The following is a 24940-nucleotide window of genomic DNA, read 5'->3' on the forward strand; positions in this document are numbered from 1 at the left end:
TCAGTGCCCTCCCAGGTCGACAGGTGCGATGCCAAGCTCGGCGGCAATGGCGATGTTCATTTCGCGGCGTTCCTCGTCAGATTTGAACCGCACGTAATGCAGGCGCGGGAAGCGCTTCATCAGGAATTCCATGCCCTTTGTCGGACTGGAATGGGCAAGGATGATCAGCGGCTGGCCCTCATGCGGGGTCGCTTTGGCCTGACGCAGCGCAGTCAGGTCATGGGCGTCGACCTCGGCCACCACAGCGCCGAAATTGCGGAATTTGGTAGCGATATCGCCGACGGTCATCACCGAATCCATCGCGCCGTCGCATTGCTGGCGGTTCACGTCCATCAGCGCCCAGAGATTGTCGATGCCGTGATGCGATGCCGCCTGCACCGCCTCCCAGGTCTGGCCCTCCTGGACCTCGCCATCCGACATATAGACACAGACCTCGCCGGTCTCGCCCCTGCGCTTACGCCCCCAGGCAAGGCCCGCGCCGGTCGACAGGCCGATGCCGAGAGTGCCGTTATGCACCTCCATCCCCGGGGAATGTTCGGCGCCGATCATCTCGACGGATGACCCGTCCTGGTTGAACATCTCAAGCCCTTCGGGGGCCATGCGACCGACCTCGATCAGGCAGGCATAGGCCACCAGCGCGTAATGCGCGGGCGCGATGAAAAGCCGGTCATGCACGGCGTCGAACGGGCCGTTATAGCCTGCGCCGGTGCGGTAATCATGGTTAGCGGCCGAGGGCACCCCGGCAAAGGGCGGCGGCACCAGCGGCATGGTCGAAGGACCAAGGTTCAGCGCCTCGTTATACAAAAACGCCAGCTGCTCGGCGGCGGAACAGGCCTGGCTCAGATAGCCACCATTATTGCGCATCGAATGTTCGAACACACGGCAGCGGATGCCATGGGCCACATCTTCGGTGGTACGGGAGTTTTGCATCTGTGGCCTCATCGAATTGTATCGGGGCCGGACAGGCCGGCCCCGGTCAGGTCAACGCGCGGGGAGCTTCATCCAGGGGCTCACCGACACTTCGGCATGGACGAAAGCCGGCATCTTCGCGCCCAGTTCTTCCATATTCGAGATGTCGAGCTCGTTCAGATCGGCCTGGGTGATCAGGGTCGGCGGCACGATGACCTGGGCCGCGACCGTCTCACCGGCCAGAAGCTGCGCGAGGGTGCGCACCGAGACCTCGCCCACCACGGCGGGGTTGGTCGCGGCAGTGGCTTTCCAGCTGGAGCCGTCTTCGCGCATCAGGGCGATATCGGCGGTCGAAACATCCGCCGAATAGATCGCGACATCCTGGCCCATGCCGGCCTCGTCCACAGCGATTTTCACGCCCTTGGCGAATTCGTCATAGGGGGCAAAGACGACCTGGATATCGGGGTTGGCCGACAGCACCGAGCGCGCCTGATTCGCGACCGAATTCGCGATCGGGTTGTCCATAGTGCCGAACATCGCCTTTTCGGTGATGCCCGGATATTTCGCCTTGAACTCTTTCCAGGTCTCATCACGGCGGTCGAGCGGCGCGATGCCGGGGACATAGACGTAACCGGCGGTCCAGGTCTCGCCCTGATCCTTGATCGCCTGTTCCAGCGCCAGACGGGCCAGGTCGCGGTCAGACTGTTCGACCTGCGGGATGGCGGCGTTTTCGACATTCACGTCAAAGGCCACAACCTTGATCCCGGCATCAACCGCGCGCTGCGCTGCCTCTTTCATCGACTCGGTCAGACCGTGCTGGATGATGATCCCGTCAACGCCAAGCGCGATGGCCTGATCAACCATATCGGCCTGAAGCGCCGCATCCTGGCGCGAATCGAAGACCTGAAGGCTGACGCCGAGGGCCTCTGACTGCTTTTCCACGCCCGAGAGATAGGCCTGGAAGAAATCGCCGGTGGACAGATAGCGCACCAGCGCGATCTTCACATCGGCGGGCTTGTCGAATGGCGCCGGCACATCCTGTGCGATCGCGAGGCCCGGGATCAGGGCAATACCGCCCATCAGGCCCACAAACACCCGTCTTGAAAACATGGTTTTCCTCCCTCTTCTTTGTTGTCCGTTTCGCTCAGCCGCGCGCCCGGCCTCCCCGACCGGAAAGCGCGAAGGTAAAGACGAGGGCGACGACCAGCACGGCGCCCTTGATGAAATCCTGCGTGTAATAAGGTGCGTTCAGCATGGTCAGGCCCTGCAACAGGATGCCGACAAACAGCGCGCCGATGGCGGTGCCGAAAGCATTGGGCTTCGCCGCGCCCAGCACGGCAAAGCCGATCAGCGCGGCGGCCACGGCATCGAGCAACAGGTTGTTGCCCGAGGCCACATCGCCCCGCCCCAGCCGCGCCGCGAGCAGGATGCCTCCGAACGATGCCAGCGTGCCAGAGATCACATAGGCCAGAATGCGGTAGAAATTGACGTTAATGCCGGCAAGGCTCGCCGCTTTTGCGTTAGACCCGATCGCATACATGACGCGGCCATGGCGGGTGAGTTCGAGAAACCCCCAGACGAGGAACGCAATCACGATCAGGAACACCACCGACAGCGGCACCAGATCCTCCAGGATGAAATCCAGCCGGTGCCGCCCCAGCATCAGGAAGCCGGGCGAGAATGTGCCACTCGCGGTGCCGCCCCCGGGCAGCGACATGCCGGTCGAGATGGAATTTCCTTCCGTCGGGATACGCTGCAACCCCATCAGCAGGAACATCATCCCAAGCGTGGCCAGAAGATCCGGCACCCGCATCTTGACGATCAGCAATCCGTTGATCAGGCCGACAAAGGCGCCCATCGCCAGGCAGAACACCACTGCCTCGACCGCGCCGAGATCCCAGATCACCATCGTATAGGCCGAAAGCATCAGGGCAGAGGTCGCAACCGCCCCGATGGAAAGGTCAAAGCCGCCCACCACAAGCGTGGCCGTCACGCCAAGCGCCAGGATGCCGGTGATCGCCACCGATTGCAGGATGAAGACGCCGCTGCGCGCGGTCAGGAAGGCCGGTTGCGCAATGGAAAAGCCGATCACCAGCCCGGCCATCAGGATCAGGAACCCGTAGCGGATCGCGAAATCGGTCAGATTGAAGTCTTTTTTCATGAAGGCATTCCTGCGGCGGATTCGGTGACCTGCGCCATGACAAGGCCAAGGTCGATATTCTGATTGCGATGGGCGCCGATGATCGAATGTTCGCTCATGACAAGGATGCGGTCGGCCACTTCCAGCGCCTCGTCGATCTCGGCACATAGAACCAGGGTGGCGCGGCCAGAGGCGCTGGCACGGATATGGCGGCCGATGTCGCGGCGCGCCTGGATATCGACCCCCTGGAAGGGCTCATCAAGGATCAGAAGGCGCGAGGCCTCGGCCAGCCAGCGCGCGACCACAACCTTTTGCTGATTGCCGCCCGAGAGCGTGAGGATCCCGTCTTTCGGGCTTTGGCACACAACGCCCATCTCGCCGATCATCCTGGTCGCGGTGGCGCGTTCCGACCCGGGGCGCAGCAGCGACAGCAGCCCGGTATGGCGCGACAGGAATGGCAGCACCATATTGCGGGTGATGTCGAATTCCGGGATCACCGCATTCAAAAGCCGGTCTTTCGCCGAAAGAAACACTCCCGCCTGCACCGCCGCGCCCGGATTTTTCGGCATATATGGCGCGCCGTCCAGGGTGACCGTGCCGCCATGCGCGCGTGAGACACCGAAAAGCACCTCGGCCAGCAGCGATTTCCCCGACCCGACAAGGCCGGTGATCGCCACGACCTCATTTTCATGCAGGCTCAGATCGAACGGCACCGCATCGGGCCGGAGCCGCAGCGCGCGCGCCCCGATCACCGCCCTGCCCTGAGGCGGTATGTCGATATCGACCTCGGTGATCTCATGGCCCAGCATGGCGCGTACCGCACCGGCATAATCCAGGGTCTCGCCCTCGAACTGGCCGGAAATCTGCCCGTCCCGCATCGAGACAATCCGGTCGGCGAGGCGCCGGATATCGGACATGCGATGCGAGATATAGAGGATCGCCACACCCTCGGCCCTCAGCCGGTCGATCAAAATGAACAACCGTTCCGTTTCTGTCGCCGAAAGCGATGAGGTCGGCTCGTCCAGGATCAGAAGCCGGGGGCGATGCGACATGGCGCGGGCGATGGAAACCAGCTGCCGGTCCGCAAGGCTCAGCTCGCGCACTGGGCGCGTGACATCGACATCCAGCCCCACGGCGCCGGCAATCCGCCGTGCCTCCGCGCGCATCCGGCGGGCATTGAGGAAAAAAGACGATCCCGCCGCCAGCTCGTCGAGCAAAAGATTCGACGCCACATCGAGATCCGGCGCCACCCCATCATTGATGTTCTGATGCACGGTCACCACCCCGGCGCGCAAAGCACTGGCCGGGTCCGGCGGATCAAAGGGCTGGCCGCCCAGCGTGATCTCGCCGGTATCGCGGCGCTGCACCCCGCAAAGGATCTTGACCAGAGTGGATTTCCCCGCCCCGTTCGCCCCCATCAGCACAGTCACCTTGCCCGCCGGCAGGGTCAGATTGACCCCCCGGAGCACATGATTGCGCGCAAAAGAACGGGTCAGCCCCGTGATAACGATGGCGTCCTGCGGCACGATGGTCTCCTCTCCCGACCCGAGGCTAGCGTCTCGATTATTCAAATGTCAATAATGTTTGACAAATGCCGCAAGAATGGAAATCCTTAGCCGGAACCCCGGGATGCGGGAGGAGGAATCCGCGCTCCGGAGGGCAAGATTTGGTGCGCCGGGCCAGCTCCGGCGTATCACCTGCGGGAGGAGAAAGCCGTGAATCCGTCAGACACTGCGTCGCAATATGAGGCGCTGACCCCCAGCACATTGCCGTCCCGTCTGGGCGGGCTGAGCCTTTTGACCAGCCGCGTTGGCCCCCCCGACAGCTGGCGGGTCGAAGAGGTCGGCGATGGCAACCTGAACCTTGTTTTCATCCTGCGCGGCGCGGCAGGCGCGGCGATTGTGAAACAGGCGCTGCCCTATGTGCGGCTGGTGGGCGAATCCTGGCCCTTGCCGCTGAAACGCAGCTTTTTTGAATATAACGCGCTGATCCGGCAGGAGGCGCGCGACCCCGGTGCGGTGCCCGAAGTCTGGCATTTCGACGAGGACCAGGCCATTATCGTCATGGAATTCCTGACCCCGCATATCATCCTGCGCCATGGGCTGATCCAGGGCAAACGCTATAACGGGCTGGGCGAAAGGCTGGGCGAGTTTTGCGCGCGCACCCTGTTCCGGGGCTCGGATCTCTCGATGAACCCGGCCGCGAAAAAGGCCGATATGGCGCTGTTTGCAGGCAATGTCGAACTTTGCGACATCACGGAAAACCTTGTCTTTTCCGACCCCTACTTCAATGCAAAGCTGAACCATCATACGCCCGGGCTGGAGGGCCCCATTGCCCGTATCCAGGCCGATCTGCCCCTGAAAGTCGCGGTACAACATCTGAAAATGGGTTTCACCGCCCAGGCCGAAACCATGCTTCACGGGGATCTTCATACCGGCTCGATCATGGTTTCAGACGACGACATTCGCGTCATCGACCCGGAATTCGCCACCTATGGCCCGATCGGCTTTGATGTGGGCATGCTTATCTCGAACTTTCTGATGGCCTATATGGCGCAGCCCGGGCATGAGACCGGCGCGGGCACACGGGCGGAGTATCAGGACTGGCTGCTGTCGGTCACCGCCAATGTCTGGACCGCGTTCGAGGCAGAATTCACCCGGCTCTGGCGCGAGGAACGCACCGGCATCCTCTACCAGGCCACGCTGTATGAGGATCAGGGCCACGGCCTGGCGAGCGAGATCGCGCGGGCGGAACGGCTTGGCATGATCTGGCGTGACGCGCTTGGCTTCTGCGGTGTCGAGATGCATCGCCGCATTCTCGGCCTCGCCCATAACGCCGATTTCGAACGGATCAGCGACGAGGCCACCCGCGCCGGCTGCGAGGCCCGTGCCCTCGCGCTTGGCACCGCACTGATCCATGGCCGCAATGGCCTGACCGGAATTCCTGCCGTGCTTGACCTCGCGCGGCGCATCAGCCTGGAGAACCACCTGTGAAAATCAATGGCAAACCCTACCGCTCCATCTGGCGCGAGGCGTCAGGTCAGGTGATGATCATCGACCAGCGCTGGCTGCCGCATGAATTGCGCATCGTGCCGCTGACCACGCGCGACGAATATGCCGTCGCGATCCGCGATATGTGGGTGCGTGGTGCACCGCTGATTGGCGCAACGGCGGCGTATGGCGTGGCCGATCAGATGGCGCGGGACCCCTCAGACGCCTCGCTTTCCGAGACCTGGGAGGTCTTGCATGAGACGCGGCCCACCGCGATCAACCTGCGTTGGGCGCTGGATGAGATGGACCGCGTGTTGCGCCCGCTCACGCCCGGGGAGCGCGCGGCGGCAGCCGCGAAACGCGCCGATGAGATCGCCGATGAAGATGTCGAGATCAACCGTCGCATCGGCGAACACGGCCTCGCGCTGATCCGCGAGATCGCCGCGAAGAAACCAGGCCAGACCGTGAATATCCTGACCCATTGCAACGCGGGCTGGCCGGCAACGGTCGACTGGGGCACCGCAACCTCGCCGATCTATCACGCGGTGGAGGCCGGCATTCCGGTGCATGTCTTTGTCGATGAGACCCGCCCCCGCAACCAGGGCGCACAGCTGACCGCATGGGAGCTGAATTCGGCGGGCGTCAGCCATGATCTGATCGTGGACAATGCCGGCGGCCATCTGATGCAGCATGGCGAGGTCGATCTGGTGATCGTCGGCACCGACCGCACTACGGCGCAGGGCGATGTCTGCAACAAGATCGGAACCTACCTCAAGGCGCTCGCGGCAAAGGCCAATGGCGTGCCGTTCTATGTCGCGCTGCCCTCGCCGACCATCGACTGGACGGTGGTTGATGGCGTGAAAGAGATCCCGATCGAAGAGCGTTCCGATACCGAGGTCACCCATGTCCAGGGCAAAGATGCCTCGGGCAGGATCATCCAGGTGCAGATCAGCCCCGATGGCACCGGCGGCCGCAATCCGGCCTTTGATGTGACCCCGGCAGCGCTGGTGACCGGCCTGATCACCGAGCGCGGCGTGGTCGCCGCCGATGCGGCAGCGATGGAGGCAATGTTCGGCGATCTGAAATCAGCCGCGCTGAAACGCTGAATCAGCCTGGCGCGGGGTTACAGCTCCTGCGCCAGCAAAGCCTCGGCCACGGTAAGACCAGTGACGAGATGGGTGGCATAGCCGCCCCGGATCGCGGCCATCGTCGCCTCGACCTTGTCATGGCCCGGCGTCACCAGGATGCCCATCTCAAGCCCGGTCAGGCGTTCAAGCGGGATGCCGATCATGCGGTCTTCCATCGGGCCCGGGATCGCGCGGCCCTGCGCATCGACAAACCGGCCGCAGATCACCCCCACCGCGCCATTGCGGATGTAATGCGCCAGATCCTCCATCGTGGCGAGGCCGCTCGACACGATATGGCTGTCCTCGCTCGCGGTGCCCACCGAGAACAAAAGCTTGTTCAGCTTTTCGATCTCATCGAGCTGCACCCGCAGGATCGGCTCGGCCCGGAGCGCGCGGGCGAGATCCGCGCTCGACAGGATCGCCGGGGCGTGGAGGTTGAGACAGCGCGCCCCCAGCCTTTGCGCCAGCCGGGTCGAACAGGCTTCGGCGGTAAAGCCGTAAGGCGTGGCCATCGAGCCGACCAGCTGCAACACGGTCATCTCTTCGGTGCGGGTGATCTCCAGCGCCTCGGCAAGATCATAGACGGTGCGCCCCCAGGCCACGCCCAGATTGTCGCCCGGCGCCAGCAGATCCGGCAGCCAGAGCGCCGCGCCCTTCACCACCCGGCGAAAGGCATCCTCGACGCTGGCGCCCTCATCGGGCACCACATAGGCCGCTTTCAGCCCGAAGCGGCGGCAGAGATCCGAAGCCAGCCGATGCGTGGTGAAAGCAGGCGCCGCCAGCGTGATACGGATCAGCTCGCGCTCGCGCGCCTCCTGCAGGTAATTCACCACTGTCGCGCGCGAAATCCCCAGCGCTTCAGCAATATCCTTCTGGTTCAGCCCCTCGTGATAATAGAGCCAGGCAACCTCGATCACGGCATTCTCGCCGCTGACCTGGCCGATTGTGCGCCGCCTGGCTGTGTTGTTCACCTCTGGCCTCATTCAACGTTTGACAGGTATATTTGACATTTGTAGACAATGCCGGATGATCGTGCAATTGCCTTTGGACAGGCTGCTATTACGGATCCACCGGGGAGGGTGCAAATGAGAACGAATCTCTGGAATGAGACCGAGGCGCGGGCATTGCAGGAGGCGGCAGGGTCTGACCCGGCGGCGCGGGAACTCGCACTCAGGGTCTATTCCTCGCGCATCATCGGGCGCGACCCGGATATGGTGATGCATGGCGGCGGCAATACCTCGATGAAGGCTGAGGCCGTAGATGTTTACGGCGACACGGTTGATGTGCTGCATGTGAAGGGCTCGGGCTGGGATCTTGAGACCATCCAGGCCGCGGGTCTGCCCGCCGTGCGAATGGCGCCGCTGGCACGGCTGCGCGGCCTGGCTGCGCTGTCGGACGAAGCGATGGTCGATGTGCAGCGCGCCAATCTGATGGACAGCACCGGCCCGAACCCTTCGGTCGAGACGCTGCTCCACGCCTGGATCCCGCATAAATATGTCGATCACACCCATGCGACCGCCTTCCTGACGCTGGCAAACCTGCCCGAAGTCGAGGCCGCCACGCGCGAGATTTTCGGCGACCGGCTGACGCTTCTGCCCTATATCATGCCGGGCTTTGCTTTGGCGAAAGCGGCGGCAGATGCCTATGACCGCAATCCCGAAGCCGAAGGGCTTTTGCTGATCAATCACGGCCATTTCACCTGGGGGCCGGGGGCGAAAGCTTCTTACGACCGGCTGATTTCTCATACGAATGAGGTCGAGGCCTGGCTCGCGCAGCGCCGCCCCGGCCCGGTCTATCCGGGCGCAGCCTTGCCGCCGCCGCAACTGGCGCAGACGCTGGCATCTCTGCGCGGCGCGCTGGCCTCTTGCCTGCCCGAGGCGGCAGGCCTGCCGGTCCTCGACCTGCGCGCCGATGATGCGGTCCGCGCCTTTACGCTGCGCGACGACCACGCCGCGCTTGCGAAACGCGGCGTGGCGACCCCGGATCACGTCATCCGCACCAAGGGCCATCCGCTGGTGATCACCCGTGAGATCCTTGCAGGCGGGCCGGAGGCGCTGCGCCAGGCGGTGGCGGATTTCGCTGCAGATTACGCGGGTTATTTCGACCGCCAGGCGCCGCTTGCCGCAACGCCGAAGACCATGCTCTCACCGATGCCCGGCCTTGCCTGGATCGAGGGCGAAGGCGTGGTCGGTATCGGTGCCACTGCCGCAGCGGCGCGGATCGCCGGCGATATCGGCAGCCAGACCACCCGCGTGATGGCAGATGGCGAGCGGGTTGGCGGGTTCTATCCGATCGGCGAGCGCGACATTTTCGAGATGGAATACTGGTCGCTGGAACAGGCCAAGCTGGGCAAGGGCAAGCCGCCGCGCTTTCAGGGCAAGGTGGTGCTGGTCACCGGCGGCGCGGGGGCGATTGGCCTTGCCACCGCGCGGGCTTTCGCGGCGGAAGGCGCTGCGATCTTCCTTGTCGACCGCGACGAGGCGCTGCTTGACGCCGCATTGAAGGCGCTTGGCCGCGATCATGGCGGCATCGCTTGCGACATCACCGCCAAAGGCGCGGCAGAGATCGCGGTTGAGGCCTGTGTGGCGCGCTTCGGCGGGCTGGATATCCTCGTGTCCAACGCAGGTGCCGCGATCAATGGCGAGATCGCGACGCTGCCCGATGACACGCTGCGCCAGAGCTTTGAGCTGAATTTCTTTGCACATCAGGCCTTTGCCCAGGCGGCGGTCGCGGTGTTCCGCGCCCAGACCGCCGCGCGCGGCACCCGCGGCGCGGGCGATGCCGGGCAGATCCTGATCAATGTCTCGAAACAGGCGGTGAATCCGGGCAAAAACTTCGGCGCTTACGGCCTGCCCAAGGCCACCACCTTCTTCCTTTTGCGCCAGCTCGCGCTGGAACTGGGGGCCGAGGGCATCCGCGTGAATGGCATCAATGCCGACCGCATCCGATCTGGCCTTCTGACCGGCGAGATGATCGCGGCGCGGTCCGCCGCGCGGGGGCTGGATGAGGCAAGTTATATGGCCGGCAACCTCCTGGGCCGCGAGGTCGAGGCCGGCCATGTAGCCCAGGCTTTTACTGCGCTGGCCGCATCGGCCCGCACCACCGCGCATGTGATGACGGTGGATGGCGGCAATATCGAAGCGGCTTTGCGCTGACGCAAAAGCGCGCGGCGGGGCCTAGCCCTCGCCGCGCCGCGGACGCTGCGCAAAGACACTGGCCAGCGCCAAAAGCCCCGATCCGACCATCAGGAACACCGAAACCGCATTCAGGACCGGCGTCGAGCCGACTTTGACCATGCGGTCATACATGGTGATGGTCAGCGGCGCGTCCGATCCGACCAGCATCAGCGTTGTGTTGAAATTCTCGAAGGACACAAGGAAAGCGACCACAAAGCCGGAAAACAGCGCCGGGGTAAGGTATGGCAGCGTCACTGTCCCCAGCACCCTGACACGCGAGGCGCCAAGGTTCAGCGCCGCCTCTTCCAGCGCGATGTCGAATTTGCGCAGCCGGGCCGAGATCACCAGCGTGGTGATCGTCACGAGGAAAGAAAGCTGCCCCAGGATCACCAGCAACACGCCGGGGCGCAGGAAATCCCATTCCCACCAGAAGGCATCGCTGACGCCATTGGCGATCATGCTGGAAAACACCAGGATCGAGATACCGAGGATCACGCCCGGGATCACCAGCGGCACGATCATCAGCACGTAAAGCGCACTTTTGAACGGGAAGCTCTTCCGTTCGAACAAGAACGCATTGCAGGTGCCGATCACGACCGCCAGGCCCGAGACGATCAGCCCGATCCAGAGCGAGTTGATCAGCCCCGCCATCAGACGGCGATCATGGAACAGACCGATCACCGGCTCTTCACGACCGAAAAACCAGTCGAGCGTGAACCCCTTCCAGGGAAGCGCGGGGAATTGCGAGTCGTTGAAAGCAAAGATCGCGGCGGCGACCAGCGGCGCGGCAAGGTAGAAGAAAAACGCCAGCATATAGCCGATATAGAGGCCACGCATCAGACCGGAGCGGGGGGCGGCAACGTTCATCTGCTCACTCCTTCGCCACGGTCGAGGCAAGGTTCTGCCCTGTCAGCCGCAACCCCAGCCAGACCACGCCTGAGGTAAAGACCAGTAAAAGCACGCCGAAGGTCGCGCCGGATTCCCAGTTATAGCGGGTGACGAATTGCTCGTAGATCTGCTCGGTGAACCACATGGAGTTTTTGCCGCCCAGAAGGATCGGCGTCAGATAGCTGCCCGCCGCCAGCATGAAGGTGATGATGCAGCCCGCGACGATCCCCGGCATGGCATAGGGAATGACGATGCGACGAAACACGGTGATCCGGCTGCCGCCGAGATTGTAACCGGCCTCAAGCAGCGCATTGTCCATCCCGTCCAGCGTCGAGACCAGCGGCACGATCATGAACAGGACCACCGTATAGACCATGCCGATCACGACGGTGATGTCATTGTACAAAAGCTCGACCGGGCCCGAACTCAGCCCCGCCCATTGCAGCGCGCCCGAGATGATCCCGGTCTCGCGCAGCAACAGGATCCAGCCGAAAGCGCGCACCAGATCCGACACCCAGAGTGGGATCAGGCACATCAGGAACAAGGCCGCGCGCGACCGCTGCCGTGCGATTTTCGCGATATACCAGGCGACCGGAAAGCCGATGAACAGCGCAAGGATCGTGACCAGCACCGAGATCCAGGCGGTGCGCAACAGCGTGTTCCAGTAGATCGGCTCGCGGAAGAAATCGAGGTAATTGCCGAAGCCGAACGCATATTCGCGGGGCCCGAGTTTCTCGCGCAGGCTAAGCCAGCCGACACCGATCTGCGGCAGGATGATCAATAGGATGATCCACAGCGCAAAGGGCGTGAACAACAGGATCAGCGTCAGCCGGCTGGCGTCAGAGCTTTTCATCCCTCACCCCGCCTCTGGCGCCGGGAAGGCCAGCGCATGCGTTGGGCGGAAACTGGCGGTCACGCTGTCCCCGCGCGCGACCGGGGTGGTGGCATCCATCACGCCTTGGGCAATCTCGATCAGCCGCTCGCCACTGCGCAACAGGATCCGCGAATTGGCGCCATTGAACAAAAGGCTGTCGACGGTGCCGGAGACATGGTTCGCCCCTTCGATCGGGGCAAGAGACAGCGTTTCGGGGCGGATGAACACCTCGGCGCGGCTGCCAGCGGCCAGGGTCGCGCCCGGACGGGCAATAATCTCCGGTCCCTGGTCCAGCGCGATCCGCGCCTCGTCGCCACTGACCCCGGTCACCCGGCCAGCCCAGCGATTGGTGTCGCCGACAAAGCCCGCCACAAAGCCCGAGCCGGGCTGGTTATACAATTCCTTCGGTGTGCCGATCTGCTCGAACCGACCGGCATTCATCACCGCGACAGTGTCAGACATCACCAGCGCTTCGGACTGGTCATGGGTGATGTAGAGGAAGGTCGTGTTGAACTGATGCTGCAAGAGCTTCAGCTCGATCTTCATCTGCTCGCGCAGTTTCAGATCCAGCGCACCAAGCGGTTCATCCAGCAAAAGGACATCCGGCTCCAGCACCATGCAACGCGCGATGGCGATACGTTGTTTTTGCCCGCCCGAAAGCTGCGCGACCTGCTTTTCTGCAACCCCCGGCAGCCCGATCCGCGCCAGTACATCCTCGACCTTACGCGCGATTTCCGAACGGCTCTCGCCCCTGCATTTCAGACCATAAGCGATATTCTCGCCGACATTCATCATCGGAAACAGCGCCAGATGCTGGAACACCATTTTGACCGAACGCCTGTTCGGCGGCACGTCGAGCACCGATTTGCCCTTGATGCGGATATCGCCGGAATCCGGTGTCTCGAACCCTGCAATCATCCGCATCAGCGTGGTCTTGCCACAGCCCGATGGCCCGAGGATCGAAAAGAAAGACCCGCGCGGCACGGTGAAAGAGACTTCGTTCACCGCCCTGTGGCGACCAAAAACCCTGGTCAGGTTCACACATTCCAGATCATGCATAGGGGGCTCGTGACAGGTAAATGGCGGCGGGGACAGGCGGGGATACGCCTGTCCCGGTGTCATAAGGGGTCGCTCAGTTCCCCGAAGCGGCTTTGATACGTTCCAGCACCTTGCCTTCGATATCTTCCAGCCCCGGAGGGATATTGGCGAAGAACTTCATATTCGCGATGGCCGCATCGTCAAAGGCCAGCTTGACCGCAGCCTTCTTCGCCTCGGGGAGGAGCTCGATCCCGCCCTCGACCGCAGCAATCGCGCCGGTCGAATCCGACATGATGGTCACAATCTCCGGGCGCATCACGAAATTGATCCACTTATAGGCGGCGTCATCGGCGCGGCCCTTGGCCGGGATCACAAAAGTGTCGATCCAGGTCAGCGCGCCCGAAGCCGGCGGCACATAAACAAGGTTCTGGTTCTCGCCATAAAGCTTGAACGCGGTGGAATCCCAGGATTCAGACGCCACAACCTCGCCCGACAGCAAGAGCGTCGAGAGGTCGTCGCCGCCATTCCAATAGGTCTTGATCACCGATTTACAGGCGATCATCTTATCGGCCACCTTGTCGAGCATCTCGCTATAGGCCGCCGTGTCATTGTACAGCGCGAAAGGATCATAGCCGAGCGAGAAGCCCATCCCGAGAAGGATCGTCCGGCGCAGGCGCATCGAGGTCTTGCCCTTATGCTCCTCTTTGCACAGATCGGACCAGTCCTTCACATCCGCCGCTTTGGTCACATCGACCACAAGGCCCGACGTCCCCCATTGATGCGGCACGGCATAGACGGCGCCATCGATGGTGGTATTGGCTTTGACGGCCTCCAGCAGGTTGGCCTGCATCTTGCCGGTCTCGATCTGCGTCAGATCCAGCGGCTTGTAGATCTCGAACTCGCTTTGCGCCGCAAAGATCCGGTCATGGCTGGGCTGTGCAAGATCGAATCCCGCGCCGCCGGTCGCCCGCAGCTTGGCAACCATTTCCTCATTGTTGGAAAGCGTCACCTCGACCTTGATATCGGGATATTCTTTTTCAAACAGCGCGATCACATTGTCAGGCGCATAGCCGCCCCAGGTCAGGAGACGCAGCGTCTCGGCCTGGGCTGCGCCGATGCAAAGGGCGGTGGCGCAGGCGGACGCGGCAAGCAGCCGTGCAATCAGGGTTGTCCTGGCAGTCATTGTTCACTCCCTATGTTGATCCGGCAGGGCATCTCTGGCCCCGCTCGTGTTTTATAAGCTCTGACTATGTGGCCCGGCGTGACAGCGGCTAAGGTCCACTTTCGATGAAACATGAGGCCGCTTTCGCCAGCCCGCGCCGCAGCCTCAGAGATCCGATATGTCTGACATCTGCCAGGCCGATTTCGCCAGCCATTCCGGGGCGATTTCCACCCCCCAGCCGGGCCGGTCACTGACGGTGACGCGACCCGCATCGACCCGGTAGGGGTCTTCGGTGTAAAGCCCATATTGCCAGGGGTAGTAATCCGGCCCCTCGATCGAGAATTCGAGATATTTTCCCGCGCCTTCGATGGCACGGAGAAGATGCATCGTGAACAGCGTCACCAAGCCCTGATTGGCGGCATGGGGGGTGACCGGCAGGCCCGCCGCGCGCGCCATTTCGCAGACCCTGAGCGTGCGGCTGATGCCGCCCAGATAGAGAATATCGGGCTGTACGATATCGACCACGCGGTCGGTGATCATCTGCCGCCAGACCGGCATCTCGCAATCCTGCTCGCCGCCGGTGACCGCGATGGGTTTCTCAGCCAGTGCGCGGGTGACTTCGGCGGTCTGGTCCAGCTCCCAGTAAAGGCAGGGTTCCTCGAAATGTTCGATCCCGTTGTCCAGAAGGATATCCGCAACCTCGATGGCGCGCTTCGGCGAAAAGCCGGAATTGGCATCGACCAGCAGCGCAGCATCAGACCCGAGCGCCTTCCGGATGGTCGGAATGATCTCCTCCGTCCTTCCCGGCCATTCGTCGACGTCATGGCCATATTCGGCGGCGATGCGGAACTTGAAGGCGTCAAAACCGAATTCGCCCTGAAGGCGGCGGAAGCGCTCGGCCTCCTGCGAGGGCGTGATGTCGCGTTTCATCGACGAGGCGTAGCAGCGCAATGGCCCAGGGCTGCCGCCGATCAGGGCGCAGACCGGCAGACCAGCCTGCTTGCCGCGCAGATCCCAGAGCGCGGTGTCAAACCCGCCAATGGCGCGCTTCAGATACGAGCCGGGGAATTTATGCTCGCGCTCGAACACCTTGTCGGTCAGCGCATCCAGATCGTCAAACTCCACCCCCAGCACCCAGGGCGCCACCTGGCGGTGCAGCACCTGGGCGGTGATGTCGGAATGATAGGTCGAGACCTGGCCCCAGCCGGTGGCGCCACTGGCATCGGTGATCCGGACAAAACCGATATAGCGCGACGAAAAGGTCTCGATACGGGTGATCTTCACGGGGACGGTCCTCTCTTAAGGCTGGCCTCTTGCAGCGGGCCTGTCTGTCGCGACAAGATTGCCCCGGGCCAGGTGCGTCGGATAAGGTCCACTTTCGAAATTGTCGGAAGCCGGTTGCGGCCGGACGACCGTGGGAAGGGGCAAGGATTTGGTCAAACGCTCATCGGGAGAGTTGCTCTTCGGTCTGCGCATCGACCGCAGCCTGCAGGCCTCGATCACCTTGCAGGTCTGTGCGGCTTTGCGTGGGCTGATCCTTGCGGGTGACCTGTCGCCGGGGCGGCGCCTGCCGTCAAGCCGCAGCCTCGCCCAGGATCTCGATATTTCGCGCACGACGGCTGTGGCAGTCTATGACCGGCTTTTGTCCGAAGGGCTGATCGAGGCGCGGACCGGATCGGGGTCCTACGTTTCGGCCCAGGCCGGGGCGGGGCTGCCGCAGGGGATCATCGGCGTCGAGCCGCCGCCGGAGGCCCGCACGGCCCGGCTCTCGACCGCCATCGACACTGCGTCGCAGCGCTTTCACCAGCGCCTTCCACATCCGCGTCAGCCCCGCGCCTTTGTCACCGGCCTGCCCGATTTCGACAGTTTCCCGCTGGCGATCTGGGCACGCCTTACCGCCAGCCACTGGAGATCGTCGCGCAACCATATCCTTGGCTATGCCGAACCCGAGGGCGATCCCGATCTGCGCCGCGCCATTGCCGATCACCTGCGCGCCAATCGCGGCATCGCCTGCGAGGCGGAACAGATTTTCATCACGGCGGGCGCCCAGCAGGCTTTTGATGTGATCGGCCGCGTGCTCCTGAACCCCGGCGATCCGGTCTGGTTCGAGAATCCCGGCGCCATCGGGGCCCGCAACAGCCTGATCGCCTGCGGGGCTGACATGATCCCGGTTCCGGTCGATGACGAGGGGCTGGATGTGGCCGCCGGCCTTGCCCGCGCGCCTGCGTTCCGGCTGGCCTTTGTCACGCCCTCGCATCAGCATCCGACCGGGGCCGAGATGAGCCTTGCGCGGCGCGCGGCGCTGTTGCGCGCCGCTTATGACTGCGATGGCTGGATCATCGAAGATGATTACGACGGCGAGTTTCGCTATGACGGGCGACCGCTGCCGACGCTGAAAAGCGCGGATCGTGCAGATCGGGTGATCTATGTCGGCACCTTTTCCAAAAACCTGTTTCCCGCGCTGCGGCTGGGCTTTTACATCGCACCGCCACCGCTGGTCGATGTGTTCTCGCATGTCTCGCGCGCCTTCCTGCAAGGCGTCTCGCCTGACAGCCAGGCTGTGCTGGCCCGTTTTATCGCCGAGGGCCATTTCGCCACCCATCTGCGCCGGATGCGCGAGATCTATGCCGCGCGCCACATGGCCTTTGCCGAGGCTGCGGCGACCCGGCTTGACGGGCTGATGGAATTGCGGGCCTCGCCCGCCGCGGGGTTTCACCGGATCGGCACGTTCCGGCATCCCGCTTTGTCCGAGCCCGCCGTGGTCAGCGCCTGCGAGGCGGCGGGGCTGGTCGTCTCGGGCCTTGACCGCTTTCGCTTTGGCCCTGACCCCTGCCCCGCCGGGCTGGTGCTGGGGGTGACGGCGGTGCCGCCCCGCACGATCCAGCGCGGGGTCGGGGTACTCGCCTCGGTGCTCGAAGCGCAGATCGCCGGTGAAACTGGTTAACGGTCTGCGAGGATCATCGCTGCGGCGCGATCGGCCAGCATGATCACCGGCGCGTTGATATTGCCTGAGGTGACATTCGGGAAGGCCGAGGCATCCACCACCCGCAGCCCTTCGATCCCGTAAAGTCGCAGCTTCGAATCGACCGCATTGGTTCCGTCATCCGGTCCCATCCGGCAGGTCCCGCAGGCATGGAACACGCTGCCAGCGCGGGCGCGGATATCGTCGATCAGCGCCTCTTCATCGCTGATATCCGGGCCGGGCTGCATCTCGGCCTCGATATAGCGGGCGATCTCGGGGCGTTCCGCAATGCGCCGGATCAGCCGCACCCCGTCAAGCATCTGCTCCATATCTCCCGGGGCGGAAAGGTAATCCGGCTCGATCACAGGCGGCGCATTCGGGTCGGTTGATGCCAGACTGATCCGGCCCCGGCTTTGCGGCCGGCAGGGCTGGATACCGATGAAAAACCCCGGAAACGGATCCGGCAGCGTCAGTCTCCGCCTGCCCGGCGTCGGCTTTGAATAGCTGACCGGCGAGAAATAAAGCTGCTGATCCACCCGGTCGAGCCCGGGGCGCGAGCGCACGAAGCCACCCGCCTGGTTGACCGAAATCGCCAGCGGGCCATCGCGCAGCAAGAGATACCGCAGCCCCAGCATCGCCCGCCCGAGCCAGGGTCTGAGTTGCGTGTTCAGCGTCGGCACTTTCGAGCGGAAGAGATAGTCGATCCCCAGATGGTCCTGGAGATTGGCGCCAATCGCCGGCAGGTCACGGATCACGCCCACATCCCGGCTTTGCAACAGCGCCCCCGGCCCGAGGCCGGACCGTTGCAGGATCACCGGCGACAGCACCGCGCCCGCAGACAGGATCACCTCGGCCCGCGCCGTGGCGGTCATGACCTGGCCATCCCGCGTGTATTCAACACCCGTAACACGCCCCTCCGAGATCGTCAGACGGTTCACAAGCGCGCCGGTCTCGACCCGCAGATTGGCGCGCCGCATCGCCGGATGCAGGAAGGCCGTGGCCGAGGAAGACCGCAGCCCCCTGGCCGCGCTGATCTGGTAGATCGAAACACCTTCCTGCGTCGCGCCATTGTAATCCGGGGTCTCGCTGAACCCCGCGCTTTTCGCCGCCGCCAGCCAGTCCTGGCTGAGCGGATGCACCGAAGCGCCCATTTCCCCGACCTTCACCCCGCCGGAACCACCGCGCCAGGCATCCTCGCCGCCCTCCCAGGTCTCGATCGCGCGAAAATGCGGCAGCACATCATCCCAGCCCCAGCCGGGATTGCCATGTGCCTGCCAGTCGTCGAAATCGCTGTGCTGACCGCGCACCCAGACCATCGCATTGATCGAGGAAGACCCGCCCAGCACCTTGCCGCGCGGCCAGTAAGATTGCCGCCCGGCCAGCGCCGCTTGCGGGCCGGTCCAAAAACACCAGTTCACCTTCGGATTGTAAAAGCTGTGGCCATAGCCTGCCGGCATCCGGATCATGAACCGCCGGTCACTGCCACCGGCCTCCAGAACCAGGACAGAGAACCTGCCCGAAGCGCTCAGCCGTTCCGCCAGAACCGAGCCGGCCGATCCAGCCCCGATGATGATATAGTCAAACGTAGCCATGATCCCACCGATCTGATCCCGGTCAGAGGCTTATCGCTTGCCGCGCGGTTCAGGAAAAGCCATTGCGGTGAAATGACCGGACCATTCACCCGACCAGTCCGGGCTTTGCGGCCCGGCGCACCGCGCGCCTCAGCCCGGAAGCGCGAAAGGGTTGAACCCTGTGCGGCCAAAGCCTTCAGACACTGCAGCATCATCCAGCACCAGGCTGGCCAGATCATCGGCCACGGTCTCGACATCCGGGTCACGCTCGGCGCTGATCACCTTGAGATAGCCGCCGCAGTCATTGCAGGCCTCGGCCCGGATCGCCGCCTCGGGCGTGTCGAAACTGAGGTAATCCAGCTGACCGGCATCACCGCAGCAGGAACATTTCGCCCGCACCATATGCCATTCGCAATCGCAGAGCGCGCAATGCAGATAACGCATCCCCTGGCGTTCGCTGGTATGGATATGGCTTGCCACCGGGTGCGAGCCGCAGATCGGGCAATATGTCGTTTCCTCATCGCCCTTCTGCGGCAAGGGCGCGGCACGGGCGGCCTGGGCCACCTCAACCGACAAGGCAGCCCAGATAAACGGAGCCAGCGCCGGGTCGACCGCGTCGAAACGGCTTTCGGCCAGGGCCAGAGCGGCTGTGATCTTGTCGGCTTCGGGCAGCGCGGCAAGACGGTCGAGATGCGGACGGACGCCTTCTGGAACGCGCCCCTCAAGCTGCGCGATCATCGTTTCAAGCCCAGGGAGCCAGCATCCCGATGCCGCGATACGGGCGGCGTCAACCGGCTCTGTTCCCGCATAATCGGCCCGGATCGCAGCCTGCTGCGCGAACGTAATCTCAGCCGCGAGGCCGAGGAAGGCCGAAAGCTCGTGCCCCTCGGCCAGTTGCCGCAGCCGCGCCGTGCGGGCGGTATAAAGCGCGCCGAGATCCTCGCGCAGGATCGGGTCGAAATGGCGTGCCTCGGGGATGGGGTGGATGCTCAATGGTCGGCCTTCCCGGATTCAACTTCTTCGGCCCAGCGGTCATGATGCTGCGCCGCCCAGCGTTTCGAGACATAGCCCGTCACCATGCCGGTGATCGAGCCCCTGACCCAGATCGCAAGGTAGATATGCCCGAGGATCAGGAGGATCAGCCCGATCCCCGCCACGGAATGCGCGAGGATCGCAAGGCGCAGCACCCAGATCGGGAAATATTCCGCGAAATAGGCGCGCCACATGATCAGGCCGGAAATCAGCAGCACCACGATCGAGGACATGATCAGCCAGAACAGCACCTTCTGCCCGGCATTGTATTTGCCGATCCGAAGTTTACGGGAGTGATCCCCCGCCAGCACCGGCACCACGTTTTTGAACCAGATCTTGTCTGTCCTGGCCGGCAGGTTGTGATGCATGAACCGTTTGAACATGTAGCAAAGCCCAAGGAACACCGCGATCCCGAAGAACGGGTGCAGCACCCGCGCCATCTGCGGTGATCCGAGGAAACCCGAGAGCCAGGAGAAGGTCGGGAAGAACCAGGAGATCCCCGAAGTTGCGGCAAAGAAGAAGCACAGAACGATGCTCCAGTGGCAGAGCCGCTCGAGGAATTTCGTGCGCAGGATCTGGTCTTTTTTGGGTTTTGCCATGGCGCGCCCCTCACTCTGCCGCGTGTTGCGGGAACGGTGTGACGTTGTTCTTCGGCTCTTCCGGCATCTTGCCGTCTGACCCTTCGGGGTGGTCATCATCATCGGTGGTATTGGGGCCGACGCCGATGAAATGCGCCGCCATCGCGCCGACCGCGACCGCACCTGCCACCGCTGCTGCGGGTTTCAGCAGATCCTTCCAGCCCTCGACGATGGGCGAGATTTTCGGGTCTTTCGGCAGGCCGGCATACCGCTCGGGGTCATCGGCATGTTGCAGCACATACATCACATGCGTGCCACCAACGCCTGCCGGGTCATAGAGACCGGCGTTTTCATAGCCGCGCTCGTTCAGCTCTGCCACGCGGGTCGCGGCGAGGTCTTTCATCTCTTCTTTTGACCCGAAAGCAATCGCGCCGGTCGGGCAGGTTTTCGCACAGGCCGGGGCCTGGCCAACCGCCAGACGGTCAGAGCAAAGCGTGCATTTATAAGCCTTGTGATCGGTCTTCGAGATCCGCGGCACGTTGAAGGGGCAACCCGCGACACAATAGCCGCAGCCGACGCAGAGGTCGCTTTGGAAATCAACCACACCATTGGCATATTGCACAATCGCGCCGGGGATCGGGCAGGCTTTCAGGCAGCCCGGATCCTCGCAATGCATGCAGCCGTCCTTGCGGATCAGCCATTCGAACTTGTCGTTTTCATCGACATGTTCGGTAAAACGCATCAGCGTCCAGGTCTCGGGATGCAGATCGGCGGGGTTGTCATAGACGCCCACGTTGTTCTCGACCGGGCCGCGCAGGTCGTTCCATTCGTTACACGCGACCTGGCAGGCCTTGCAGCCGATACAGATCGAGACGTCGATCAGTTTGGCGACCTCCATCTGGTGGTCCCGGATCTGGGGTGCCGGGGTCAGATCGGAAGTCGCCGAGCGGCGGACGACGTTTTGCGAGTTCATGCCAGTTCCCCCACCGCTTTTTCGACATTGACAAGGAAGGCTTTGAATTCAGGCGTTTGCGAGTTCGCGTCGCCGACGCCCGGCGCCAGAGTATTGGCGAGATAGCCCTTGCGGGTCGCGCCCTCAAAGCCCCAGTGACAGGGGATGCCGATCTGTTCGACCTCCTGGCCCGCGACATTCAGCGTGCGCATCCGTTTCGTCACCACGGCTTTCGCGGTGATATAGCCGCGCTTGGTGGTGACCTTGACGGTATCGCCGTGCTTGATGCCTTTTTCCGCCGCCAGCTTTTCACCCATTTCGATGAATTGCTCGGGTTGCAGCATTGCGTTCAGATGGCTGTGCTTCGTCCAGTGGCGGAACAGCTCCGTCACCGAATAGGTGGTCGCCACATAGGGGTAATCCGTGCGGTTCCCCATCCGCTCGCGGTCATTCTGGAAGATGCGCGCGGTCGGGTTATGCGTCACGACCTCATGCAGAGGGTTCTTCGCGATCGGGCTTTCAACCGGCTCGTAATGCTCAGGGAAGGGGCCATCATTCATGCCCTTTTCGGAAAACAGCCTGCCCACGCCTTCGGGCAACATGATGAACGGCATCGCCGGGCCGCCAGGCGGGATCGTCGCCGGGAAGTCGGGAATATCCGCGCCAACCCATTTCTCGCCATTCCAGTGCAGAATGGCGCGGTCGGGGTCCCAGGGATTGCCGTCTATATCCATGCTCGCGCGGTTGTAGAGGATACGCCGGTTCGCGGGCCAGGCCCAGGACCAGCCAGGCGTGTTGCCAAGGCCGGTATCGGTATTGTCCCGATTGGCCATCTGGTTGCCCTTTTCCGTCCAGGACCCGGCAAAGACCCAGCAAAAGCTCTGTGTGGTGCCGTCATCGCGCAGCTGGCCAAAATTATCCAGCAATTGCCCCTTGCGCAGGATCTGGACTCCGTTCTCGTCAAAAACGTCTTCCAGCGCATAGCCATTGGCCTCTTTCGCCATTTCTTCGGGATGCGGGAAATAGGGGTCGTGATAGGTCTCATGATCCCAGGTCATGTGCAGAACCTGTTCGGGGCAGGCACCCCCTTCGACCTCATAAAGCCTGCGCAGCTCCATCATGATGCCGCCAAGGATCGCCGGGTCGTGCCGTGCCTCGCCCGGGGGCTCCTGGCCGGCAAAGTGCCATTGCAGCCAGCGGCCCGAGTTCACGATCGCGCCGTCTTCTTCCGCGAAACAGTTCGAGGGCAGGCGGAAAACCTCGGTCATGATCTCCTCGGTCGGGACATCATTGAACCTGCCTTCATTCCTCCAGAAATTCGAGGTCTCGGTTGCCAGCGGGTCAATGATCACCAGAAACTTGAGGTTCGCCAGCGCCTTAGAGGTCTTGTTCTTATCCGGCATCGCCGCCAGCGGGTTGAACCCTTGGGCGATATAGCCGTTGACCTGGCCATTATACATCATGTCGAAATAGGCCAGCATGTCATAGCTGCGATCCCATTTCGGCAGGAGATCAAAGGCGAAGTCATTCTCTTTGGTGGCGTGGGGGCCGTATTGGTTCTTCAGATAAGAGATGAAGAATTTCGGCGTGTGTTTCCAGTAATTGACCTGGCCCGGGGTAACATCCTTCGGCGTGGTTTCATCCAGATATTGCGCAAGGCTGGTCTGCTTGTCCGAAGGCAGGTTCATATAGCCCGGCACGCGCAAGGACAGCAGGCCAAGGTCGGTATAGCCCTGGATATTCGAATGCCCGCGCAGCGCGTTCACGCCACCACCGGCCATGCCGATATTGCCGAGCAGCAGCTGGATCATTGCCGCACCCCGGATGATCTGCGCGCCGCCGGTATGGTGGGTCCAGCCGAGCGCATAGAGCCAGGTCATGGTCTTGTTTTTGGCTGAACAGGATCCGATCACCTCGGCGATCTGCAGGAAATCGGCTTTTTTGACGCCGGTGATCTCCTCGACCATTTCAGGTGTATAGCGGTCGACATGCGCCTTCAGCAATTGCAGGACCGTCCGCGGATGCGTCATCGTCTCATCACGCAAAGCCAGCCCGTCTTCGCCGCGCGCATAAGTCCAGGACGTCTTGTCGTAGCTGTTGGTCTCGGCGTTGAAGCCCGAGAACACGCCCTCATCAAAGGCGAAATCATCACGCACGATCAGCGCGGCGTTGGTGTAGTCGCGCACATAGTCATGCTGGATCTGACCCGTCTCAAGCAGATAGCGCACCATCCCCATCAGGAAAGCCGCGTCTGAGCCTGCCCGGATCGGCGAGAAGAAATCCGCCACCGATGCCGTCCGGTTGAACCGCGGATCGACCACGATCACCTTGGCCTTGTTCTTGATCTTGGCCTCGATCACCCATTTGAACCCCACCGGATGCGCCTCGGCCGGGTTGCCGCCCATCACGATCACCACATTGGCGTTCTTGATATCGACCCAATGGTTCGTCATCGCCCCGCGCCCGAAGGAGGGCGCCAGCGCCGATACCGTCGGCGCATGGCAAAGCCGCGCCTGGCAGTCGATCCCCAGCATCCCCAAAGCGCGGGAGAATTTGTAATCCAGCACGCCGGTCTCGTTCGAGGCCGCAGACGAGGCCAGCATCCCCGAGGAAAGCCAGCGGTTCACCAGCTGCCCCTGTTCGTTATGCGAGATGAAATTCGCGTCGCGATCGTCTTTCAACAGCCGCGCGATGCGTTTGGTCGCATCCTCCCAGCTGATCTTCACCCACTCGGTTGACCCGGGCGCGCGATATTCGGGATGCGTCAGCCGGCCCTTGGAATGGATCATATCCAGAAGCCCCGCGCCTTTCGGACAAAGCGACCCGCGCGAGACCGGGTGATCCGGATCACCCTCGATATGGAAAATGCGTGGTTTGGCGTTTTTTGACCCGTCGCCAAGACTGTACATCAGAATGCCGCAACCGACCGAACAATAGGTGCAGTTGTTGCGGGTCTCTTTCGCGCGCAAAAGCTTGAACGGCCGCACCCCCGCCGAGACCTGTGCCTCGGCAGTTGAAAGCCCCATCGCCTGAGCCGAAAGTGCCGCTGCTCCGGCGCCGAGGATTTTCAGGAAACCGCGACGCCCGATCTTTGTCCTGGCACCATCCATGGCAACCGCTCCTGCCCTTGACTGAGTGGGATTGTGTGCGATGGCACACCGTTACCCTGTCGCAGTAGCTGCCGGCTCCGGCAGCGGGCAAGACAGAAGATGCACGATCCGGGGCAGGGCCGCGACAAGGTGCAGCATCCGCAGGCAGAAAAAATTCCGAGGCAATTACATGGCTTTACCAAACCCCCGTCCCGCAATGGATTTATTTTGTGATTTAGAATAATTATGATGCAGTAAGCATTGATAATCATGAAACTGTGATATGATGATTTCACCCGCCGCAGGAGGCAGCCGGGCCGAATGACCCAGGCAGACAAAGGCACGGTGGTGTTTGATGTGCCGTTTTGGCTGTGATTCGTCAGTTTCGTTATGTATATGAAAACATATCGTTCCCGGGTATACCAGCCCTGCCACCCTCTGAGCTCCGCCAG

At 62.7% G+C, this 24940-nt stretch carries 19 protein-coding genes; 4 read left to right on the plus strand and 15 right to left on the minus strand.

Annotation, left to right across the window (positions count from 1 at the left end; genetic code table 11):
* Genes AC4FS3_RS01320 through AC4FS3_RS01335 form a run of 4 tightly spaced genes read right to left on the minus strand, consistent with a single transcriptional unit; the run spans nucleotide 1 to nucleotide 4575 of the window.
* Nucleotides 1–930 (minus strand): transketolase, encoded by a 930-nt coding sequence (locus AC4FS3_RS01320; RefSeq protein ID WP_491019026.1) that lies wholly within the window; start codon nucleotides 928–930, stop codon nucleotides 1–3.
* 51 nt (nucleotides 931–981) lie between these two features.
* Nucleotides 982–2019: a substrate-binding domain-containing protein gene (locus AC4FS3_RS01325; protein WP_491019027.1), complete on the minus strand. Its 1038-nt coding sequence runs from the start codon at nucleotides 2017–2019 to the stop codon at nucleotides 982–984.
* Between the two features lie 34 nt (nucleotides 2020–2053).
* Complete coding sequence (locus AC4FS3_RS01330; protein ID WP_491019028.1) at nucleotides 2054–3070, minus strand: ABC transporter permease; 1017 nt, start codon at nucleotides 3068–3070, stop codon at nucleotides 2054–2056.
* Entirely contained in the window at nucleotides 3067–4575 is a 1509-nt protein-coding gene (locus tag AC4FS3_RS01335; RefSeq protein ID WP_491019029.1) for a sugar ABC transporter ATP-binding protein, read from the minus strand. The genes AC4FS3_RS01330 and AC4FS3_RS01335 overlap by 4 nt, the downstream gene beginning before the upstream one ends.
* A gap of 189 nt (nucleotides 4576–4764) precedes the next feature.
* Between AC4FS3_RS01335 and mtnK the strand changes: the two genes are divergently transcribed.
* Together mtnK and mtnA are read left to right on the plus strand one after the other, a co-directional pair.
* On the plus strand, nucleotides 4765–6042 hold the full coding sequence (gene mtnK / locus AC4FS3_RS01340; RefSeq protein WP_491019030.1) for an S-methyl-5-thioribose kinase: 1278 nt from the start codon (nucleotides 4765–4767) through the stop codon (nucleotides 6040–6042).
* Nucleotides 6039–7145 carry an S-methyl-5-thioribose-1-phosphate isomerase gene (gene mtnA, locus AC4FS3_RS01345; RefSeq protein ID WP_491019031.1) on the plus strand — a complete coding sequence of 369 codons (1107 nt, stop codon included), beginning with the start codon at nucleotides 6039–6041 and terminating at the stop codon, nucleotides 7143–7145. Before mtnK ends, mtnA begins: the two co-directional genes overlap by 4 nt.
* 17 nt (nucleotides 7146–7162) lie before the next feature.
* Here the strand turns inward: mtnA and AC4FS3_RS01350 are convergent, their stop codons facing one another.
* A complete protein-coding gene (locus tag AC4FS3_RS01350) occupies nucleotides 7163–8137 on the minus strand; it encodes a sugar-binding transcriptional regulator (RefSeq protein ID WP_491019032.1) in 975 nt (324 codons plus the stop codon).
* Nucleotides 8138–8251: 114 nt separating this feature from the next.
* On the opposite strand from AC4FS3_RS01350, the gene AC4FS3_RS01355 reads away from it, so the two are divergent.
* Complete coding sequence (locus AC4FS3_RS01355; protein ID WP_491019033.1) at nucleotides 8252–10321, plus strand: bifunctional aldolase/short-chain dehydrogenase; 2070 nt, start codon at nucleotides 8252–8254, stop codon at nucleotides 10319–10321.
* 21 nt (nucleotides 10322–10342) lie between these two features.
* Here AC4FS3_RS01355 and AC4FS3_RS01360 read toward each other — a convergent pair whose 3' ends face one another.
* The 5 genes from AC4FS3_RS01360 to AC4FS3_RS01380 form a co-directional block, all read right to left on the minus strand.
* The gene (locus AC4FS3_RS01360) at nucleotides 10343–11209 is read right to left on the minus strand and encodes an ABC transporter permease (RefSeq protein WP_283176642.1); all 867 of its coding nucleotides are present in this window, start codon (nucleotides 11207–11209) and stop codon (nucleotides 10343–10345) included.
* Between the two features lie 4 nt (nucleotides 11210–11213).
* Entirely contained in the window at nucleotides 11214–12083 is an 870-nt protein-coding gene (locus AC4FS3_RS01365; protein ID WP_491019034.1) for an ABC transporter permease, read from the minus strand.
* A gap of 3 nt (nucleotides 12084–12086) precedes the next feature.
* Nucleotides 12087–13163, minus strand: a complete 1077-nt coding sequence (locus AC4FS3_RS01370; protein ID WP_491019035.1) for an ABC transporter ATP-binding protein — start codon at nucleotides 13161–13163, stop codon at nucleotides 12087–12089.
* 73 nt (nucleotides 13164–13236) lie between these two features.
* Nucleotides 13237–14325, minus strand: coding sequence for an extracellular solute-binding protein (locus tag AC4FS3_RS01375; RefSeq protein ID WP_491019036.1), 1089 nt, complete (start codon nucleotides 14323–14325; stop codon nucleotides 13237–13239).
* 144 nt (nucleotides 14326–14469) lie between these two features.
* Nucleotides 14470–15588 (minus strand): mandelate racemase/muconate lactonizing enzyme family protein, encoded by a 1119-nt coding sequence (locus tag AC4FS3_RS01380; RefSeq protein WP_491019037.1) that lies wholly within the window; start codon nucleotides 15586–15588, stop codon nucleotides 14470–14472.
* Nucleotides 15589–15736: 148 nt separating this feature from the next.
* Between AC4FS3_RS01380 and pdxR the strand changes: the two genes are divergently transcribed.
* On the plus strand, nucleotides 15737–17248 hold the full coding sequence (gene pdxR, locus AC4FS3_RS01385; protein ID WP_491019038.1) for a MocR-like pyridoxine biosynthesis transcription factor PdxR: 1512 nt from the start codon (nucleotides 15737–15739) through the stop codon (nucleotides 17246–17248).
* On the opposite strand, the gene AC4FS3_RS01390 is transcribed toward pdxR, so the two are convergent.
* The 5 genes from AC4FS3_RS01390 to fdnG all read right to left on the minus strand — a co-directional run bounded on the left by AC4FS3_RS01390 (nucleotide 17245) and on the right by fdnG (nucleotide 24509).
* On the minus strand, nucleotides 17245–18858 hold the full coding sequence (locus AC4FS3_RS01390) for a GMC family oxidoreductase (RefSeq protein ID WP_491019039.1): 1614 nt from the start codon (nucleotides 18856–18858) through the stop codon (nucleotides 17245–17247). The genes pdxR and AC4FS3_RS01390 overlap by 4 nt on opposite strands.
* A 129-nt stretch (nucleotides 18859–18987) precedes the next feature.
* The gene (gene fdhE / locus AC4FS3_RS01395) at nucleotides 18988–19830 is read right to left on the minus strand and encodes a formate dehydrogenase accessory protein FdhE (protein ID WP_491019040.1); all 843 of its coding nucleotides are present in this window, start codon (nucleotides 19828–19830) and stop codon (nucleotides 18988–18990) included.
* Nucleotides 19827–20468, minus strand: a complete 642-nt coding sequence (locus AC4FS3_RS01400) for a formate dehydrogenase subunit gamma (protein ID WP_491019041.1) — start codon at nucleotides 20466–20468, stop codon at nucleotides 19827–19829. Before AC4FS3_RS01400 ends, fdhE begins: the two co-directional genes overlap by 4 nt.
* Before the next feature lie 10 nt (nucleotides 20469–20478).
* Nucleotides 20479–21420: a formate dehydrogenase subunit beta gene (gene fdxH, locus AC4FS3_RS01405; protein ID WP_491019042.1), complete on the minus strand. Its 942-nt coding sequence runs from the start codon at nucleotides 21418–21420 to the stop codon at nucleotides 20479–20481.
* On the minus strand, nucleotides 21417–24509 hold the full coding sequence (gene fdnG, locus AC4FS3_RS01410; protein ID WP_491019043.1) for a formate dehydrogenase-N subunit alpha: 3093 nt from the start codon (nucleotides 24507–24509) through the stop codon (nucleotides 21417–21419). Before fdnG ends, fdxH begins: the two co-directional genes overlap by 4 nt.
* Nucleotides 24510–24940 lie beyond the last annotated feature (431 nt).

It is taken from the genome of Pseudogemmobacter sp. TB195 (assembly GCF_058313095.1).

Coding starts and splice junctions, on each gene's coding strand:
- AC4FS3_RS01320 (WP_491019026.1), bottom strand. CDS start 930: ATGCAAAACTCCCGTACCACCGAAGATGTGGCCCATGGCATCCGCTGC.
- AC4FS3_RS01325 (WP_491019027.1), bottom strand. CDS start 2,019: ATGTTTTCAAGACGGGTGTTTGTGGGCCTGATGGGCGGTATTGCCCTG.
- AC4FS3_RS01330 (WP_491019028.1), bottom strand. CDS start 3,070: ATGAAAAAAGACTTCAATCTGACCGATTTCGCGATCCGCTACGGGTTC.
- AC4FS3_RS01355 (WP_491019033.1), top strand. CDS start 8,252: ATGAGAACGAATCTCTGGAATGAGACCGAGGCGCGGGCATTGCAGGAG.
- AC4FS3_RS01360 (WP_283176642.1), bottom strand. CDS start 11,209: ATGAACGTTGCCGCCCCCCGCTCCGGTCTGATGCGTGGCCTCTATATC.
- AC4FS3_RS01365 (WP_491019034.1), bottom strand. CDS start 12,083: ATGAAAAGCTCTGACGCCAGCCGGCTGACGCTGATCCTGTTGTTCACG.
- AC4FS3_RS01370 (WP_491019035.1), bottom strand. CDS start 13,163: ATGCATGATCTGGAATGTGTGAACCTGACCAGGGTTTTTGGTCGCCAC.
- AC4FS3_RS01375 (WP_491019036.1), bottom strand. CDS start 14,325: ATGACTGCCAGGACAACCCTGATTGCACGGCTGCTTGCCGCGTCCGCC.
- AC4FS3_RS01390 (WP_491019039.1), bottom strand. CDS start 18,858: ATGGCTACGTTTGACTATATCATCATCGGGGCTGGATCGGCCGGCTCG.
- AC4FS3_RS01400 (WP_491019041.1), bottom strand. CDS start 20,468: ATGGCAAAACCCAAAAAAGACCAGATCCTGCGCACGAAATTCCTCGAG.
- fdxH (WP_491019042.1), bottom strand. CDS start 21,420: ATGAACTCGCAAAACGTCGTCCGCCGCTCGGCGACTTCCGATCTGACC.
- fdnG (WP_491019043.1), bottom strand. CDS start 24,509: ATGGATGGTGCCAGGACAAAGATCGGGCGTCGCGGTTTCCTGAAAATC.